Origin of the sequence: Pectobacterium punjabense, from assembly GCF_012427845.1 — a bacterium.
In the GTDB taxonomy this organism is placed as follows: Bacteria; Pseudomonadota; Gammaproteobacteria; order Enterobacterales; family Enterobacteriaceae; genus Pectobacterium; species Pectobacterium punjabense.
Genome location: NZ_CP038498.1, coordinates 3691177 through 3710265, shown reverse-complemented (window position 1 = coordinate 3710265; position 19089 = coordinate 3691177). Strand labels below are relative to the sequence as shown.

Below are 19089 nucleotides of genomic sequence, written 5' to 3'. Positions count from 1 at the left end.
TGATGCTGAAACGTAACCTTACCACGCGGTATCGCGAGTATTTTCTCAATGCGTTAGTGCTGTTGGCGGTGAGTTTCTCCGGTGTGCAGTGGGTTCAGGCGGAAACGCCTGAATCGCCGCAGCGGACGATTCACTATTACGGCGATCGCACGGTGACGGTGCCCGCGACGGTTGAACGGGTTGCCACCTCGTGGAATGCGCAAAACTCAATACTGGCGATGCTGGGCTATGGCGATCGTATTGTCGGGACGACGAAGCTCGTGCGCGATATGCCGCTGTTCCGCCAGTTTGTGCCGTCCATTACGCAGGCTTCGCTGGTTTCCCAGAGTGGAAATATGGGAATTAATACTGAAGCACTAATTGCGCGCCGTGCTCAGGTCTTTTTCGTGTCGGAAAATGTGCCTATTGCTGAAGCTGAGGTATTGCGTAAAGCCGGAATTGCCGTGGTGCCACTGCGTTACAATTCGCTGGCGGCGATGGTGGAGCGCACGTTGATTACCGGTGAGATTCTGGGGCCGGAGGCGTCGCGTCGGGCACAGGATTTTGCCGCCTACTATCAGGATAACGTCAGGCGAGTGACGGAGGTTATCCAGCGCATTCCGCCACAGCAGCGTGTAAAGGTCTACCATTCGGTTGGCGATCCGTTGACGACATCGGGACGTCCTTCATTGAATCAGGACTGGATGGATCTGGGCGGTGCGATTAACGTGGCTGAGCCGTGGTTTAGCCAAAGTGGTGTGACAACGGCGCCTGTTTCGCTTGAGCAAATTTTTCAGGCCGATCCCGATGTGATTATTACGATGCAGGCTGAAGATGCGAAAGCTATCCGTCAGGATGCAAAGTGGCAGCAGCTGCGTGCGGTAAAAGAAGGGCGTGTTTACGTCAATCCGCTGGGCATGTTCTGGTGGTGTCGAGAAACGTCGGAGCAGGCGCTGCAATTTCTTTGGCTGGCAAAAATGCTCTATCCGCAGCAGATGCAGCACATCGATATGGCAAAAGAGACGCATGATTTTTATCAGCGCTTTTACGGGATCGATTTGACTGCGCAACAGGTAGCGTTAATTTTGTCTCCCCCAGTACATTAGGGGAGTGACTTGATAACAGGGCCGCATTGTGATGCGGCCCTGTTTTTTTAGACACAGAAAAATGAGGTATCGCGCAGATTACGCCAGCTGCTTGAGGATCGCTTTGGCGACGACTTCTGAGCTAGCCGGGTTCTGACCGGTGATCAGCTTGCCGTCTTCAACGAGGTACGGTGCCCAGTCGGGACCTTTTTCATACAGGCCACCGAGTTTCTTGAATTCATCTTCAATCAGGAAAGGTACCACGTCCGTCAATTGAACGGCTGCTTCTTCACCGTTGGTGAAGCCTGTCACTTTACGGCCTTTAATCAGGGCGTCGCCATTCTCTGCTTTCACATGAATCAGTACGCCCGGTGCGTGACAGACAAAACCAGTCGGTTTGTTGGCGCGAACAAAGGCTTCGATGAGCGCGATAGAAACCGGTGATTCTGCCAAATCCCAGAGCGGGCCGTGGCCGCCCGGATAGAAGACGGCATCGAAATCCTGTTCGCTGACGGTATCGAGTTTTACCGTATTGGCCAGTTCCTGCTGTGCGGCAGGATCGGCTTTAAAACGATGTGTTAGCTCGGTTTGAAAATCAGCGAGATCGCTTTTCGGGTCGAGAGGTGGCTGGCCACCAGCAGGGGAGGCGAGTACCAGCTCGGCACCGGCGTCTTTAAAGGTGTAATAAGGGGCAGCAAACTCTTCCAGCCAGAAACCGGTTTTATTACCCGTGTTGCCCAGTGTGTCGTGAGAAGTCAGGACCATTAAAATTTTCATCATTTTTCTCTCTATAGTTGCAGGATGATCGGGTGAATAGCTGCCGGTTACCCTTTGAGTACGGCGACAATTGCGTCTTGTTTCTCATGGTAAGGCGCACGTAGCGTTAGGTTAGACGCCCCATCTTCACTCTGTATGACAATCGGTTTGGCATGGCTGAAACGGCGGAATCCGTGAACGCCGTGGTATGCGCCGATGCCGGATGCGCCAACGCCGCCGAACGGAAGTGTCTCGATAGACACGTGCGTCATTACATCGTTGATAACCAGCGCGCCTGATGTCGTTCTGGCTGCGAAGCGCTGCTGCATGGCTTCATCATGGCTGAACAGATACGCCGCCAGCGGACGTGGATGTGCATTGATGTAGTGAATCGGTTCCTCTGCTGCCTGATAGGTTTTAATCGGCAGCAGCGGGCCAAAAATTTCTTCCTGCATGATCGTCATATCATCATGTACGCCGAACACCAGATGCGGGGCAATCTTGCGGCTTTTCGCATCGTAGGGCGCTTCGCCTTCCGGTGCCAGACTGACGACGGTTGCGCCCTGCTGTTCAGCTTCTTTCAGAATACGAATCAGGCGATCGTAATGCCTGTCAGCAATGATAGACGTGTAATCTGGGTTCGCCTGTAACGTCGGGAAACTTTTCTGCATAAAGGCTTTCGCGGCATCGCGGAAGGCTTGCTCTTGACCTGCGGGCAGCAGAACATAGTCCGGTGACAGGCAGATTTGCCCGGCGTTGAAGGTTTTCACCGTCAGCGTGCGTTCAACGGCTTCGGTGATGTCTGCGCTGCGATCAATCACGACAGGGGATTTACCACCCAGCTCCAGTGTGACCGGCACCAGATTCTCAGCCGCCGCACGCATCACATGCTTCCCTACGGCGGTGCTGCCAGTGAAAACCAGATGATCGAACGGCAGTTCGCTGAATGCCTGACCAATTTCCGCATCGCCCAGCACCACGGCCAATTCTAGCGGGTCAAAATAGTGGGCGATCAATTCCGCCAGCAGCTCAGACGTGCGCGGCGTGAGTTCTGACGGTTTCAGAATCGCGGTATTACCGGCGGCAAAAATGTCAGCCAGCGGGCCGAATGACAGGTTCACCGGGAAATTCCACGGGCTAATCACGCCGATCACGCCCAGAGGCTGATGTTGAATCCACGCCTGCATGCCGGGAGCGGGTTCATCAACCGGCTCTGGTTGCATCCAGCGTTCCACGTTGTCGATGGCATTCTGGAGTATTTTCAGTGTGATGCCGATATCGGCGGCGAAGGAGTGATACAGGCTGCGATGGCCGAAATCCTCACTCATGGCCTGTGCGAGCGCCGCATGGTTTTCACGGAGCAGGTTGATGCTGCGCTGTAAGCGATCTTGACGCAGCGCGGCATCGGCTGGGCCAGATGCAATGTGAGCACGCTTCATCGTATTCAGGATAGCTTGTAAATCCTTTTTGGATTGTTGTGTCGACATGTTTTGTCCCCTTTTTTGTCGTCGAGTACCAGAGAAAACAGAAAGTTAACCGGGGTTTCCGGGTCGCTCAAGATGGGATAAAGGATACGGCAGGGGTTGATCCTCCCGCCAACAAGATTATTATTCGGGGGGTATAAATAATTTTATATCTCAGTTTCTATAGGTACCGTATGTCACTCATTCGTCTACGCACATTTGTGGAAGTCTATCGGCAGCGCTCGATTAGCGGAGCGTCGCGCGCGCTCAATCTGACTCAGCCTGCGGTGTCGCAGCACATTGCCGGGCTGGAGGTGGCGGTGGGACGGCGTCTCTTTGAGCGTCAGGCTAACGGCGTGACGCCAACGTCGGCAGCAGACGACTTAGCGGCGGATCTCGGAGATAAGCTAGATGAAGCCGAAGCCGCGTTAGCCTCTGCACGCGCGCGGTCAATGGACGTTGCGGGAACACTGCATATCATAGGTCATGCGGATTTCATGGCTGAAGTGGTGTCAGAACAGCTGTTGCCGCTACTTGAGGCGGGCGTGCGGGTGCATATGCATACTGGTGATGGTGACTTGATCAAGCAGATGTTGCTCGAAGGACATTGCGATCTTGGCATAACGGCGCACCCCGTGACAGATAAGCGGCTGAAAAGCGATCTGTTAAAGAGTGCAACCCTCCAGGCGGTGGCGTCTCCCGCGATTGTCGAACGGTTGGTACAGGCGGACGACCTGCCGCAGGCGCTGGCGCAGGAGCCGATGCTGGCGTATGACCTTGAACTTCCTCTGATTGACCATTGGTTGAAGAAGAACCGCATACAGGACAGAGGGCTGGTGCCTGCCGTGGTGAGTCAGGATCTGCGTGCGCTGCGCCGTGTGCTGACCAGCGGGTTTGGCTGGACGGTGATGCCGATATATTTATGTCAGGATCTGCTGGACTCGGGGGAACTTGTCATTATCCCGCCGCCTGTCGGCACCACGCAGTTGGATTACTATCTGGTCTGGGTGCCGGGCGCACTGCGCCAACCGCGTTTAGCCCATGCGCGGCAAACTTTCCTGTGGCGCTTGCAGCATGCGGAGTAATCTCGTCCTCGGTTAAAAAAAATGCTGTTTTTCAATACATAATGAGGCGTAGCCCGTTGCCTGTTCCGCCTTCCTTTTTGCTTGCCCCTCACTTTCCATCCTGTGATCGCCATAAACGAACTGTTGGTTTTGTTCAGTTAAAATAGCTTTTTATAAAATCTTTGACGCGGATCGCACCAATCTTCCCTGTGCTGCCAGCGTGCGGTGCGTGGTGGCAAAAGCGCAAAGGTTTTCACGATCGCCGGGCGCTACCGTATCAGCGTGACACCTTCATAATTAAAAATGTTCGGGGAAGGATGGCGATGAAAACGCGTAAGATCGGTTTGGCTAACTATTTAGCCTACGGTTCAGGGGACTTTCTTGGTGCTGGTACAACGGCGCTGACGGCCGCTTGGTTACTCTATTTTTACACCACGTTCTGTGGCTTAACGCCGATTGAGGCAACGTTTATTTTTGCGATGGCGCGTGTGCTCGACGCCGTCGTCAGCCCGCTGATGGGCTTCCTGACTGATAACTTCGGTTCAACCTGGCTGGGCAAACGCTTTGGCCGCCGCAAGTTCTTTATTTTGCTCGGTATTCCCTTCGTGTTCAGCTACAGCTTCATGTGGGTGGGGGATATGAGCTATTGGTACTATCTGCTGACCTACCTGCTGTTTGATGTCGTGTACACCATGGTGCTGGTGCCGTATGAAACGCTGGTGCCGGAAATGACCGACGATTTCAAACAAAAGACCAAGTTCTCCGGCGCACGTATCGCGCTGGCGCAGCTGTCTGCCATTTTAGCTGCCTTCCTGCCGGGTATCCTGCTGGGCTACTTTGGCAAAGACAATGCGGTTTCCTTCTTCTATTCGAGCCTGGTGTTCTCCGTTATCTGCGCGCTGGTGCTGACGCTGGTCTATTTCTTTACCTGGGAGCGGCCGCGCGATCAGATGTCGGAAGCCTCGCTACGGGCGGAAAAAGAGCGCCAGTCTCTGACGCTGGGTGAAAGCCTGAAACGCCTGAACGTTGAACTGGTTTCAACGCTGCGTATTCGCATTTTCCGCCAGCATCTTGGGATGTATCTGGGCGGGTATATTGCGCAGGATGTGTTCAACGCCGTATTTACCTACTACGTGGTCTTTGTGCTGATGCAAAGCCCGACGATGGCTTCTAACCTGATGGGAACGATGGCAATTCTGCAATTCATCGCGGTGATTGGCATGATCCCGTTGTGTATTCGCTTTGGGCCAGCGCCGTCTTACCGCTTGGTCGTGTGCCTGTTTGGCCTGAGTGCGCTCTCCTACGCTGTCCTGTGGCACAGCGGCCTGCATGACACCTTCTCTCTGCTGCTGTTGATTTCTGCGTTGGCGGGCATCGGGCGTGGTGGGATCAACTATGTACCGTGGAACACCTACACTTACATCGCTGACGTGGATGAAGTGATCACCGCGCAGCGTCGTGAAGGGATCTTTGCCGGGATTATGACGCTGACGCGCAAAGCCTCTCAGGCTGGTGCGGTGATGCTGGTGGGGATTGTGTTGCAACTGTCTGGCTTCGTATCCGGGCAGAGCGTACAAGCGCCGGGCGTTAGCCACACGATTCTGATGATTCTGAGCTTCGGCACCGTAGGCGTGTTGGCGCTGGGCTTCCTGGTCTCTCTGCGCTTTAAACTCAATTTGCAAACACACAGCGTGCTGCGCGAGGAGACGCTCAAAATGCGTGAGGCTGGGCGTCCTGTGCCAGAGAAGATTACGCCGCAGGCGCGAGCCACGGTCGAAATGCTGGCGGGTATGCCGTATGAATCGCTGTGGGGTAACAACAATATCGGCTACCTGAACCGTCATAAAGGTGACAAGCCGGTAACGCACGCCACGCAGTCGTAACTGTATTGAACTGTTAACTGATAACTCAATTGGATGAATGACTATGACCGTATTCAGTGTAAAACATAGCCCGCTTTTACGTCAGCCGGAACGCTTCATCTCCCGTGAGGATCTGAAGGCGCTGATTTGCCGTATCACCGACAACCTGGTGAATATTGAGGATAAAACCGGTGAGTTCTTGTTACGGCTGGACGATGGTCGGGTGATTGATACCAAAGGCTGGGCGGGATGGGAGTGGACGCACGGCATCGGGCTGTACGGGATTTATCAGTATTACCAGCAGACGGGTGACGAGCAGATGCGCGCCATCATTGACGACTGGTTTACCGAACGTCTGGCTGAAGGCACGCCAACGAAGAATGTGAACACGGTGTGCCCGTTCCTGACGCTGGCTTATCGCTATGAAGAAACGGGCGATGCCCGCTGGCTGCCGTATCTGGAGCGCTGGGCGGAGTGGGTGATGTACGAAATGCCGCGCACGGACAAGCAGGGCTTGCAGCACATTGTTTATAACAATGAAAACCACCAGCAGATGTGGGACGACACGCTGATGATGAGCGTGCTGCCGCTGGCGAAAATCGGCAAGCTGTTAAACCGGCCAGAGTTTGTGGAAGAAGCCACGTATCAGTTCCTGCTGCATGTGCAATATCTGATGGATCGCGAAAGTGGCCTGTGGTTCCACGGTTGGACGTTTGAGGGGCAGCACAACTACGCGAAAGCGCGTTGGGCGCGTGGTAACAGCTGGCTGACGATTGTTATTCCTGAATTTATCGAACTGCTGGATCTGCCGGAAAACAATGCGACGCGTCGCTTCCTGTTGCAGGTGCTGGAAAGTCAGATTGAAGCCTTGGCGAAATATCAGGATGACAGCGGCCTGTGGCACACGCTGATCGACGATCCAAACTCATACCTAGAAAGCTCGGCAACCGCTGGTTTTGCCTATGGTATTTTGAAAGCGGTGCGCAAGCGCTACGTCGACCCACGCTACGCTGAGGTGGCGGAGAAAGCGATTCGCGGCGTGATTAATCACGTTAATGAGGATGGTGAGCTAACGCAGGTATCATTCGGCACGGCGATGGGCAACGATCTGGATTTCTACCGCAACATCGCCCTGACCTCCATGCCGTACGGCCAGGCTATGGCGATCCTATGTCTGGCGGAATACCTGCGGGTCTATCTGTAATTGGGTTAACGCGAGCGTTGCCTCTTAGTCATATCGGTTATGCTGGCTAAGGGGCAGTTTCGTGCGCCACACCGTCGCTATTCATATGCGATACCGTATACGCGCCCGACGCAGGGCGCGTATACGGTATCGCAACATGAATTACCGTAGTATGGCGCACGAAAGCCCCTCTTAATCTGCATACAAGTGTGATTAAGAGACAGGCTAAGTGGTGGGAACCTGCATAGGTTGCGTCTATTTGCCGCCAGCTAAATCGATAAAATTCCCTGTCACATAGGACGCCTCGTCCGATAACAGCCAGCCTATCGCTTGCGCGACCTCCATCGGGTGACCCCCCCGTTTCATCGGTAGTGAATGCTTGATGCGATCCACTCTTGCCGGCTCACCGCCGTCAGCATGCATATCGGTATAGATAAAACCGGGCCGCACGGCGTTAACACGAATGCCTTGATCGGCGACCTCCAGCGATAAGCCAATCGTCAGCGTATCGAGTGCGCCTTTTGATGCCGCATAGTCGATATATTCATGCGGTGAACCCAACCGGGCAGCCGCAGATGACACGTTGACGATGGCCCCGCCTTTTCCGCCATGCCTGAAGGCCATACGCTTGACCGCTTCCCGGGCACAGAGAAAACTGCCCACCGTATTGGTAGCAAAAATAGCGTTAAGCCGCACGGCATCAAGCTGTTCAATGGTCGCTTGCGGTTTCAGCATCGCGGCGTTATTCACCAGACCTGTCAGGCAGCCAAGTTCTTTATCCGTTCGCTTAAAAAGCTCGACGACCTGCTCTTCATCCGCGATATCGACCTGAACGGCGATGGCGGTTCCGCCGTTCGCACGTATCTCTTCGAGAACGCTATTCGCACTGTCCTGCTGGGTGCGGTAGCCGATGCAAATCTTGTGACCTTTTCCTGCCAGATAGCATGCCGTTGCGCGACCGATGCCGCGCGAACCGCCAGTAATCAACGTAATGAATTCCATTCTGCCCCTTAGTTTTTGAGCCCCGCCATACTGTAATTCGCAGGGAGCCAGCGGTAACCGTTGGTGGTTCCATTGCGTTCCAGACGTGTACCTACGTGGCCGATACCGGGGAAAGGTAGGTGAGCGCCCGCGACCCAGTATCCCTGACTGGCGGCGTCGGCCAGCGCTTTATTACGGGATTCCGTCGCCTGATCCATATTTGAGTCAAAGCTGATGGTGGTGGTGGGTAAGCTCATCTGTACCGCTTCTGCATGAATGATATCTCCCCATACCAGCAGTTTTTTCCCCTCACTTTCGACCATAAATGAGGTGTGTCCCGGCGTATGGCCTGGGCTTGGAATGGCGGTGATGCCGGGCAGCAGTGTTGTCTGCTGGGCCGGGAAGGTTTTCAGTTTGTTCTCTTTCTTAATGGCATCAAAGGTGTTTTGCACGCGTTGGAACGCCGCCTTTCTGTTCTCTGGCGCGTTCTTCAGGCTTTCCGGGCTGAGCCAGAAATCGGTTTCTGGTTGACTGACATACACGGTGGCATTCGGGTAATTCAGCTTATTGTCCTGCACCAAACCACCAAAATGGTCGCCGTGCAGGTGAGTCATCAACACGGTATCGACCTGCTCAGGTTTGTAGCCCGCCGCAATCAGATGTGGCAGCACTTTCCCTACCGTAGGATTACTCTGTTTGCCGTTGCCCGTGTCGATCAGAATGAGGTGTTTCCCGGTATTGACCAAATAGGCGTTGATCGATGTTTCCACCTGAGGTGACAGCGATTTTTCCGCTAACAGCTCGGTGATTTTTTCCGGTGGCGTGCGCTGTAGCAGTTTATCCATGGACATGGTGTTGGTGCCGTCAGACAGGGCGGTGATTTCAAACTGTCCGAGCATGATGCGGTAATAGCCTGGTTGAGTTTTAACCTGGGCAATATCCTGTGCCTGCGCAATCGCAGGTACAAATGCACACGAGGCGAGTAATAAGGCTAATGGTTTCAATAACTTCATTTATTGTTGTCCTTGTTAATAATGAAACATAAAAAGCAGGCGAAATCGTAACAACAGATTGATTATTGACGCATGTTCCGAATTACTCAACTGTCCTCAGACTGGCGTGTTTCCGCCGCATCGCCACTGTCCTGCAACGCGAAGGATTTAGGGTATAATGCATTTTTAAGTGAGCGAGACAGTGAAAAACATGCAGTACCCGATTAATGAAATGTTCCAGACGTTACAGGGCGAAGGCTATTTTACCGGTGTACCGGCGGTGTTTGTGCGTCTGCAAGGTTGCCCGGTAGGTTGTAGCTGGTGCGATACCAAACACACCTGGGACAAACTGGCAGAGCGGGAAACCTCATTGGATCAGGTGCTGGTAAAAACGGAAGAAAGCGATGCCTGGGGCGCGGCGAGTGCGGACGATATTCTGGCACTGATGGCGCAGCAGGGTTATACGGCACGCCACATCGTCATCACCGGCGGAGAACCCTGTATCCATGATTTGGCTCCGCTGACGCTACAGCTGGAAAAGCAGGGCTTCAGCTGCCAGATTGAAACCAGCGGCACGCACGACGTGCGTTGTTCGCCTAAAACCTGGGTGACGGTATCGCCAAAGGTGAACATGCGCGGCGGCATGAAGGTACTCGATCAAGCGCTGCAACGGGCGGATGAGATCAAACATCCGGTAGCGCGTGAACGTGATATTGAAGCGTTGGATGCGTTATTGGCACGGCTTGATGATGATAAGCCGCGTATTGTGGCGCTACAGCCGATTAGTCAGAAAGAGGATGCAACGAAACTGTGCATCGCAACCTGCATCGCCCGCAACTGGCGGCTCTCCATGCAGACACACAAATACCTGAATATCGCCTGATAGTTATCGATAGATAGTAAGGGCGTGAGAGAGGGATCTTCACGCCAGACTACATACCACTTCTTACCACTTCCTCGTTACTCGCCCTTATAGACGCAGCCCGCGGTGCAGGTTTCTTTTACCATCACGGCGCTGAGCAGCGGTAACGTCGGTTTCAACTGCTGCCAGATCCAGTGCGCCAGCACTTCGCTGGTCGGGTTTTCCAGACCGGGGATCTCATTCAGATAGTGATGATCCAACCGTTCCCATGTCGGCTTGAACGCGGCTTTCAGTTCAGAGAAATCCATTACCCAGCCGGTATATGGATCGACTTCACCGGTAATTTCCAGTCTCACCATGAAAGAGTGCCCATGCAGTCTCCCGCATTTGTGGCCTTCCGGCACGTGAGGCAAATGATGTGCGGCTTCAAACTGAAAATCTTTAAAGAGTGTCGTGACCATAGCGATGTTCCCGGTTTCGTTCTGAAAAAAGGGGCTTTCAGAACATAGTATGCAAAAAGCCGTCGCATACTACCCGAAAGTGTCGCGCGAATCACTTATTCTTCCTGTTGCACGATCGCGGCGTGATGCCAGCCGGATGGCAGCGGATCGGGGCGGTGGATCGTCATGTGGCTGGTGGTCAGGTTCAGTACGCCACGGGCAAAGAGTGCAGGCATGCCGTTAGGGTAGTGCTCAACACCGAAGGCGCGACCCGTTTCAGGATCGACCCGATAGGCATTGTCCAGCCCCATCCCTGTTGGTCGCTCCGGGTTGCAGGGCGGGCGCACATCGTACATGCCCTGTTCCGGTGAATCGCTCTGCCGCTGTTCGAGATGCACCGCGTGGAAATGGATATCACGAATGTAGCCTGCGGGCGTGCTATGCAGGTTAATCGCTCCTTCGCTGATCCCTGAGATCTGTGAAAATTGTACGGCTTCGATCCGGCCCGGTTCGATGGCCGGATCGCGATAACGCACGGAGATAAAGATCGGATCGGCTTTGCCCCAATGGCACGGATGCGCAGCGACGCACTGGAACGTGATGTTGCTGAATTGCAGGCGTCTGAATGCGCCGCCATCGCGGGAGATCAGGCCGATTGCGCGGTTAGTGTCGTAAATAGCGCAGTTGCTGACGGAAATATCTTCAATATCGGCAAAGGTTTCGGTACCAATTTTCAGTGCACAACTCTTGGAACGCAGCAGGCAGTTACTGATGACAACCTGCTGTACTTTACGTTGCAGAGGGGGCGGTTTATGGGTGGTTTTGATACACAGCGCATCATCGGCGGCGCTCAATGAACAGTTGCTGATTTGCACCTGCTGACAACTGTCGAGATCCAGCGCATCGGTATTCGCCATGCTTAGATCGTTATCAATTGTTAGACGTTCAACGATGATCTGGCGACAGCTGACCAGATGCACGGTCCACATCGGGGCGTGTTCAATCGTAAAATCACACAAGCGAACGTGTTCGCAATCCTCAAAGACCACAATGCGTGGGCGATGTTTTGCGGGCAAACGATAGCCCTGATCGTCCGGTTCCGCAGAGAAATAGGCGTCGGCATTCCCCATGATCTTACCTTGGCCGCAGATCGTGATATTGCGCTGTTGATAGGCATAAAGAAACGCACGATGCGACAGTTCGGCCATGCTGATCGTCGTGGCCTGCGTAAATTGCTCATAGTCCCCGCTGACGATGAGCTCCGCACCCGCCTCCAGTTGCAGACAAAAATTGGAGGGCAGCAGTAATCCCCCTAACAGATAACGTCCCGGTTCCACCGTCAGCGTGCCGCCGCCCTGTGCCGCAATTCGATCGATAGCCTGCTGAAAAATGACAGTATCCAGTGTGATGCCATCAGCGGCGGGGGAGTATGACTGAATAGAGTGTTTCATGATGAGATCCCATGTTGTCCTTCATGAGCGCATTGCAGCACGTTTTGGCGTGTTCGGCAGGCGCTGCCACGATGAAATCTGTGGAGCTTGGAGCGGGCTTCACAGCGCAGGGTATACCGCTCAAGAGAATGTGAAAGGCATAACGAAGAGGGCGGCGTACTGTTTCATTCCGTGTGTGTTTCATCACGCTTTTACGCCGATTTTTCTCTTTTGCCGCATGCCTGAAGTGGTTTTGTTGTTTTTGTGTATCTTATTTGTGAATTAAATCTCTTTTTGGTGTGATGCGTCGGTTAATGATGTGAGGGATATCCCTACCGCGCCAGATAGCGCTTACGAGATGTGATTGAAACGCTCATTAGCGCTGCGTTGTCCGCGATATTTCTTCCATCAGCCCCGCAAATCACGCGTTTTCTCGCCGTGGCGACTGGCGCGATAAAAAAGGTTCTGCCTATCTTGTCAGGGTCGAGAAATGTAGCCATGTACCCTACCTGTTCTCATCTATACGCCACACCAGACACACCACAATAATAATGTCGTTGGGGGAAAAATGAGATTACCTGGACTGATTGCCATCGCCTTCTCTGCGCTCTGTTCACTCGCGCAGGCTGCTGAACCCGTGGAATTACGCCTCTCCTGGTGGGGAGGAAACAGTCGTCATCAGGCGACATTGACCGCGCTGGAAGCGTTTCAGAAACAATATCCGCATATCAGCGTAAAACCCGAATATACCGGTTGGGATGGGCACCTATCTCGCCTGACGACGCAGATTGCCAGCGGCGAAGAACCGGATGTGCTTCAGGTAAACTGGAACTGGCTGCCGATTTTCTCCAAGACGGGCACTGGTTTTTATGATCTGAATAAGCTGAAAGATACGCTGAAATTACAGGATTTCCCCGAAGATGCCCTGAAGCCAGCGACCATTGATGGCAAGGTGAACGCGATTTCCACCTCGCTAAATGCGCTGATGATGTACTACAACACGGAAACCTGGAAGAAGGCCGGGCTACTGTATCCCACGACCTGGGATGATCTGTTCCATGCGGGTAAGGTATTTAAAGAAAAACTGGGTGATAACTATTTCCCCATTGCTTCGCCTGCTCAGGACAGCGGTGAAGGCGTGCTGGAATTGATCAACTATTACATGACGCAGAAATATCAGATCGGCATGATCGACGAAAAGAACAAACGCTTTAACTACAGCGAGGCGCAATGGGTTGAGGCATTTCGCTTCTATAAGCGGTTGATCGATGAACATGTGATGCCGTCTTCGAAGTATTACAACGCGTTTGGCAAAGTTGGCATGTATGAAACGCGCCCCTGGATTAACGGGGAATACGGTGGTGCACATCTGTGGATTTCGGTCGTGAAAAAATACGCCGATCCGCTGGCCGCGCCCGGCAAGCTCGAATTAGGACCGTACATCATGACGCCGGGTTCGGAGAATTCAGGGCAGTTCTTCAAACCGTCGATGCTGTTTGCCATTAGCAAAAATACCAAACACCCGAAAGAAGCGGCGCTGTTGCTGAATTTCCTGATGAACGATCCTGAAGGGGCGCTGCTGATGGGGACCGAGCGCGGTATTCCGCTCAGCCGCATCGCCAGACAAGCGCTGGAAGAAAAGCAGAGGCTGGATACTAACGATCTGTCGGTTGCCGGATTATCGCTGGCGCTGCAAAAGCCGATGCAAACGCCCGTTTCCTCTTATCTTGAAGATCCCCAACTGGCGAGTCTGATCCTACAAACGATTGAACAGCTTGATTATGGCAAAAAGAGCGTAGAAGAATCGGCGAAAAACTTCAGTAGTTCAGGGGAGCGCATCCTGAAACGGGTGATTCGCTAATCGAATGAAGGGCTAAGATCGTTACTGGCCAGCGCGTTACGTCAGTTCAGCCAACTGCTGTTGTAGGCTATCGGCTAACGCGCGTGGGCGTCCGGCATCAAACATCACATGCATGCTCACCGGGTAATCCCGGTGTTGCAGGCAGAAATCCTCCATTTCATGTCCGATGCCGTATAGCGCCTGAATATTGGTTTTGGCGATTTCCCGCAGCGTCCAGTTGTTTTCCACCTGTTTGCAGTAGTGCAGCGTAAAGAAGGCTTTCTGCGCGTGAACAAAGGCGCGGCAATACAGCGCCAGACCACGCCATTCCTGCTGCCAGCGCTGTCTGAGCGCCTCCGGCATCGTGTGTTCACGAAAAAATTGCAGTGCGGCCTGTTGGCACTGCTCCGCCAACTGCCACGCGGCATCTTTCTCTTTTGCAATGTGATAGAGGTTTTGCGATGCGAGCTCTGCGTGCTGCGGGTCGAAAGTAATATCTTGCCCAGAGCCCGGTAGCCAGTGATTACGATTTAGCTGACCGTACAGACTCCAGATTGCCTGACCAAAGCTGGTCGGCAGCAGGCTGTGACGATGAAAAACGTGGTGCCTGGCATAGAGCGACAGTGAAATAGCCTGATGCGCCTGATCCAACAAGGCTTGCATGGTGTGCAGTACGTTATCGTCCGGCTGCCACTGGTAGCGTGCCATTACCCACTGTGCGAATAGCGTACTTTCGTTTGCCGATGCAGTCTGGTTCGTGAGTAAGCGAGAGCAGGCGAACAGGGTGAACTCACTGAGTGTGCCTATCACGCTGTGATTGTCTACGCCTTCCCAACTGATGCGGCACAGTGCGCTGACAATCGCGGGATTTTTCTCCCGACACCACAGCAGTCGACCCTGAACTTCGGTGTAACGTAGAAAAGGGAGATTGCCCCAGCCGACTTCTTCGCCTGCCAGGTCCAATTCAACCCAGACTTCACGCCCGTTGACGTCCAGAAGTGTCGGATTATTGGGAAACTCAGGCCAGAAGCGTTCCGGTGTGACTTTGATCGCGACGGAAACGGACTCCGGCAGTGTGTGAATCGCGTTCAGAACGTTACCGATATCCTGATGGCTGGCGGGAAAGGCGCGCAACACCAGATGGCGCTGGTGATAATGCATCACACGGGCGACGGCGGAGAACAAACGGTGGTAGATCTGCTCGCTGGTGGCGTTGGTCGGCCAGTGTGTGGTAACAGGAACGGTGCCGTTAATCTCATCGCCGGAAGGCGCAGAAAAGCGCAGTAAACTGTCGCTGTTGGAGATTGCTAGCAGCAGGCCGCTCAATCGCGGGATTTGCTGCATCAGCAGTTCGACTTTGGCTGCAAGGTAGTCGCACCAAAAATCGGTATCCATGCGGAGGCTATGTTTGTCGTCCAGTAATTCTGGATGATGAAGCAGTAGATCCGTGGGAAACGACAGCTCTTTGCATTGCAGATACAGCGCCAGACCTTGTTCGCGGCAGTGCGCTGCGACTTGATTCAGGTAAACGCAGCGGGAACGCTGCTGGCTGCTGATGCGATCGTCAAAACGCGCGTTGTTGTAGGCATCCGGCGTTACCAGTTTATCCAGTAAATCTGCCGCCCCCAGCACTAACGTATTGAAGCCCTGTTCACGAGCGTAATCGACAACCGAGATGACCTGTTGCCAGTGCCAAATATCTTGCGTATTAAGTTCCAGCGCGCGTCGTTGCCACATCATTTCTCTCCCGTTGCCACTGGCGTGAGTATCGCATTGATGGGTTATCGCAAAGGATAAATTCCTGCGGCGAACGCCAGAAATGTGAGCCTGTTCGCTAATGTCGATCGTCTAAGGTGTGGTTGGCGGGGGATTTTTGGCGGGCATTGAGGTCAAAAATGCGTTGACCAATGGGGAATTAGACAACTGAAGCCAAGGATATCAGTTAAAAACCTTCCAGCAGCCTTAATTGGCTGAATGTTAATGGGCGATAGAAAATATACCCTTGAATCCCAATCGGATGATATTTATTTAACCGATTCAAATCGGTGGCTTTTTCAACGCCTTCACAGATAATATTTACCCCAAGTGGAATGAGTTTGTTCAATAAGATTTTCAGCTTTTGTGATTTTGTCTCTTCTTTACCTATGCCATCGATAATGGAACGATCGATTTTTATTGTATCAAAGTTAAACAAGCTCAGGCTGTCTATCTGTAAATTTCCTGCGCCGAAATCATCTAATGAAATCATAAAACCATATTGTTTAGCCTGGTTTAAAAAGGGGATTCCATCAATCAACTGTTGTCGAGTTGTTTTTTCACTGATCTCTATTTCTATATTCTGTGGGCTGACTTTATGTATTACGCATTTTTGATACAATTTTTCCAAATACGCTGAGTTATTAAAAAGCAAGTGTGACAAATTAAATGATATTGTCATGCTGCTTTTGATTTTTATTACCTGACAGACAACATCAAACATGAAATCTGTTACTTCATCAATTGCTTCACACTTCTCAATTTTATCTATTGTTTGCTGGGTTGGTGCTAACACACCTTCGGAGTTATAAAACCTGGCAAGGGCTTCATAGCGAAATATTTTATTTTGAGGGAGATGGATAATAGGCTGAAACTCTGCTGACAGCCTAAAAATTTTCCCATCGATATGCAATGTTGTTGTATTCATTTTACTGATTACTCACCCTCTCCATAGAATTAGCAATTTCATAACATGGCTCGTCTGGATTCTACACAGTAATTTAGAATGTTTGGAAATTGTTTTAAATGATCAATAATTCTCATTTGATAGTCATTGGCTATTGATTAAAAAATAATGATCGTTTAAATCTATGTTGGTGTTGGTTTTTTGCTCTGATAATTTGTATTTTTGTGGTTTTTAATTTTTGTTATTTTTAGTATTTTGAATTTAAAATTCATTTTGTTTGTATTTTGATCTTATTTTGGCGTATGTGTAGTCGTTGTGGCTTTTGGGTATCCTTGTTAGGATGATAAACAACGATGAAATCGTCGTTTCGTAATGATATTGGGATGAGAAAAATAAGAAATTGAGCCTGGTTGACGTTTTACCCAGTAAAAGTAGGCACATTTCTAGATCATTACATCCCACGGTAGAATTCGTTTTATTAAAAAGAGAGAAGTCCTTTTGGGGATTTTTTGGGATATATCACCATCGCGTTAATAGGTGGATCTTATAGTGGAAAAATTTTCTCCCCCTCCCGCTAAAGTGATTAGCGCATTGCTGCAACATACTTATGTGATGTCTATTTATGCTAAAGATATGCTATATGCATTAAAAGCAGATGTTGCAGAACTGAATCTGGATAAAAGTCGAATCGTGTTGGATGTGGAATATTCTGGTTCGGATATCGACAGATATCTTGCAGATGGTGGTTTGAATTTTGATCTGGAAGCTCTCAAAGGGACGGAGAACATCGAACGAGAAACCTACAGTCTTTGTAATATTTCCACACAATTATTCAAGATGGACAGTATGTTTTATCGTCTGGAATGTCGTTTGCCGGAATCTGTTTTTGTCACGGAAAACAGAGGCGCGATTCGTATTCCTTTTATTCTTGGCATGCAGGCTCGTGCTCGCCTTGAAGTCTATATGCACACGCTTAACGTACCTGGAACGTTACGCAATTTATCGACCGGTGGGTGTATGGTCGAAATCGATCTGGTTGAGAGCATTGCAATTGAAGTTGGTCAAGACATTCCCGGCGTCGCGCTTGAATTCCCTAACGGAGAAAGCTTTTATGCCGAGGGGAAAATTCGCCATATACGACCTTTTGGGAATAATGGCTACGCCGCTGTTGGCATCCAATTTATTAATTTGTCTTCATCACAGTCTGAAGCGTTGCTCCGTTATACGAATGAATCGGAAAGAGAAGCAGCATACCGAACCGGCGTGACTGGCAGCATGGTGTATTCGTCCCCATTGTTTATTCCGGGCACCAAGGAGAAAAGTCTATTGCTGCGAGAAAGTCAGGAGCGAGAGAAACGTACCCGGCAAACGCCGATGGAACGCGGGGTAATGGAAGTCGCCCATCGGCTTCAGATTGGGCTGATGTACATGAAAACGCGCAATCAACTGCCTATTGAGATCTTCTATGACTGTGTTGACACTCTGCTTTATATGGTCAAAAAAGAGAGAAAGGCTTTTTTGTATGCGCTGTCGTTCCTGCGTGATGAGGCGGATTGGGTCAGGCATGCCGTGCAGGTCGCGGGGAAACTGGCCGATATGCTGTTAATTTCCGATCCCCATGCGCCTCACGTGCGTGAGGCGGTGCTAGGTGCGTTACTTCACACCATGGGCAAGCCGCTGTTGGTGAACGCCAGCCTTCCGTCGCTGAAAGTAAACATGAACCCGGCGCAGAAAGCGATCCTTAGCGGCCATGTGGGCGTGTTGTGTGCGAAATTACGTGAGCTAAATTGGGTGATAACCCCCACGTGTCGCGATGTGATTGAGAATGCTAACGAGCGTTTGGATGGCAGCGGCTATCCACAGGGTAAACACGGCGATCGACTATCGGAGCTCGTCCGCTTAGTCTCCGTGATTAAGGCGATTAATAAGCTGAGGCATACGCGCAATGGCATTTCTCCCCGTACGCCATTGGCAGCCTACCGGAAAATCTATGAGGCGAACGGTGCCTATGATAAAGCGGTGTTGGTCAATTACGTGCAGATTTACGGCCTCTATCCAATAGGTAGTCTGGCTAAATACTCGGGGGGGTTTCTTGGCTGGGTGATGGATATTGATAAAAAGGGTAAACCGATCGTGGTGCACCTCGTCAAGAATCTGCGCTTTCCTGATACCAATATCAGCAGCGTCGTCTCTAAAGGGGATTTGTTGCAGGTCGGCCAGCTTGAAAACGTCGTACATCCCGACGATTTTGGCATGAAAGTGCTGAAAATTTAGCCCACATCCTGTTTGTATGGGGCTGCGCGGCAGCCCCTCTTTCTGAATGCATTCTTACCGATATCGCCACGCAACGCGCATGCCATCAGCTATAACACTTTAAGCAATAAGGACTATCAGAAAAACCATTTAGTCATTTTGGTTATTTAATATTTCCATCATTTCTTTAATTGTTAAGATGCAGATCGTTACCCTTATCCTCCATTCATCTTTTTA

General features: G+C 51.6%; 16 protein-coding genes. 7 read left to right on the top strand and 9 right to left on the bottom strand.

Annotated elements, in window-relative coordinates:
• Nucleotides 1-2 precede the first annotated feature (2 nt).
• Complete coding sequence (locus tag E2566_RS16880) at nt 3-1085, top strand: ABC transporter substrate-binding protein (protein ID WP_107170047.1); 1083 nt, start codon at nt 3-5, stop codon at nt 1083-1085.
• A gap of 78 nt (nt 1086-1163) precedes the next feature.
• On the opposite strand, the gene E2566_RS16875 is transcribed toward E2566_RS16880, so the two are convergent.
• Together E2566_RS16875 and E2566_RS16870 are read right to left on the bottom strand one after the other, a co-directional pair.
• Entirely contained in the window at nt 1164-1841 is a 678-nt protein-coding gene (locus E2566_RS16875) for a type 1 glutamine amidotransferase domain-containing protein (protein WP_107170053.1), read from the bottom strand.
• A gap of 47 nt (nt 1842-1888) precedes the next feature.
• On the bottom strand, nt 1889-3307 hold the full coding sequence (locus E2566_RS16870; RefSeq protein ID WP_107170048.1) for a coniferyl aldehyde dehydrogenase: 1419 nt from the start codon (nt 3305-3307) through the stop codon (nt 1889-1891).
• A gap of 170 nt (nt 3308-3477) precedes the next feature.
• Between E2566_RS16870 and E2566_RS16865 the strand changes: the two genes are divergently transcribed.
• The 3 genes from E2566_RS16865 (at nt 3478) to bglB (ending at nt 7413) form a co-directional block, all read left to right on the top strand.
• Complete coding sequence (locus E2566_RS16865; RefSeq protein ID WP_107170049.1) at nt 3478-4368, top strand: LysR family transcriptional regulator; 891 nt, start codon at nt 3478-3480, stop codon at nt 4366-4368.
• Between the two features lie 302 nt (nt 4369-4670).
• Nucleotides 4671-6230 carry an MFS transporter gene (locus E2566_RS16860; protein ID WP_107170050.1) on the top strand — a complete coding sequence of 520 codons (1560 nt, stop codon included), beginning with the start codon at nt 4671-4673 and terminating at the stop codon, nt 6228-6230.
• A 43-nt stretch (nt 6231-6273) separates the two neighbouring features.
• Nucleotides 6274-7413: a beta-galactosidase BglB gene (bglB, locus tag E2566_RS16855; RefSeq protein ID WP_107170051.1), complete on the top strand. Its 1140-nt coding sequence runs from the start codon at nt 6274-6276 to the stop codon at nt 7411-7413.
• Between the two features lie 234 nt (nt 7414-7647).
• On the opposite strand, the gene E2566_RS16850 is transcribed toward bglB, so the two are convergent.
• Together E2566_RS16850 and E2566_RS16845 are read right to left on the bottom strand one after the other, a co-directional pair.
• On the bottom strand, nt 7648-8394 hold the full coding sequence (locus tag E2566_RS16850) for an SDR family oxidoreductase (RefSeq protein WP_107169029.1): 747 nt from the start codon (nt 8392-8394) through the stop codon (nt 7648-7650).
• An 8-nt stretch (nt 8395-8402) separates the two neighbouring features.
• Nucleotides 8403-9386: an MBL fold metallo-hydrolase gene (locus tag E2566_RS16845; RefSeq protein WP_107169030.1), complete on the bottom strand. Its 984-nt coding sequence runs from the start codon at nt 9384-9386 to the stop codon at nt 8403-8405.
• A 190-nt stretch (nt 9387-9576) separates the two neighbouring features.
• On the opposite strand from E2566_RS16845, the gene queE reads away from it, so the two are divergent.
• Nucleotides 9577-10248 (top strand): 7-carboxy-7-deazaguanine synthase QueE, encoded by a 672-nt coding sequence (gene queE / locus E2566_RS16840; protein WP_107169057.1) that lies wholly within the window; start codon nt 9577-9579, stop codon nt 10246-10248.
• A gap of 77 nt (nt 10249-10325) precedes the next feature.
• Here the strand turns inward: queE and queD are convergent, their stop codons facing one another.
• The 3 genes from queD to E2566_RS16825 form a co-directional block, all read right to left on the bottom strand.
• The gene (queD, locus tag E2566_RS16835) at nt 10326-10688 is read right to left on the bottom strand and encodes a 6-carboxytetrahydropterin synthase QueD (protein ID WP_039306667.1); all 363 of its coding nucleotides are present in this window, start codon (nt 10686-10688) and stop codon (nt 10326-10328) included.
• A gap of 95 nt (nt 10689-10783) precedes the next feature.
• Entirely contained in the window at nt 10784-12118 is a 1335-nt protein-coding gene (locus E2566_RS16830; protein WP_107169031.1) for a glycoside hydrolase family 28 protein, read from the bottom strand.
• A gap of 311 nt (nt 12119-12429) precedes the next feature.
• The gene (locus E2566_RS16825) at nt 12430-12597 is read right to left on the bottom strand and encodes a hypothetical protein (RefSeq protein WP_165800644.1); all 168 of its coding nucleotides are present in this window, start codon (nt 12595-12597) and stop codon (nt 12430-12432) included.
• Nucleotides 12598-12665: 68 nt separating this feature from the next.
• Here E2566_RS16825 and E2566_RS16820 point away from each other — a divergent pair, with 68 nt between their 5' ends.
• Nucleotides 12666-13958, top strand: a complete 1293-nt coding sequence (locus E2566_RS16820; protein WP_107169032.1) for an ABC transporter substrate-binding protein — start codon at nt 12666-12668, stop codon at nt 13956-13958.
• 36 nt (nt 13959-13994) lie between these two features.
• Here the strand turns inward: E2566_RS16820 and E2566_RS16815 are convergent, their stop codons facing one another.
• Both E2566_RS16815 and E2566_RS16810 read right to left on the bottom strand, forming a co-directional pair.
• A complete protein-coding gene (locus E2566_RS16815) occupies nt 13995-15674 on the bottom strand; it encodes a hypothetical protein (protein ID WP_107169033.1) in 1680 nt (559 codons plus the stop codon).
• Nucleotides 15675-15879: 205 nt separating this feature from the next.
• A complete protein-coding gene (locus tag E2566_RS16810; protein WP_107169034.1) occupies nt 15880-16620 on the bottom strand; it encodes an EAL domain-containing protein in 741 nt (246 codons plus the stop codon).
• Between the two features lie 528 nt (nt 16621-17148).
• On the opposite strand from E2566_RS16810, the gene E2566_RS16805 reads away from it, so the two are divergent.
• Nucleotides 17149-18873, top strand: coding sequence for a PilZ domain-containing protein (locus E2566_RS16805; protein WP_107169035.1), 1725 nt, complete (start codon nt 17149-17151; stop codon nt 18871-18873).
• Nucleotides 18874-19089 lie beyond the last annotated feature (216 nt).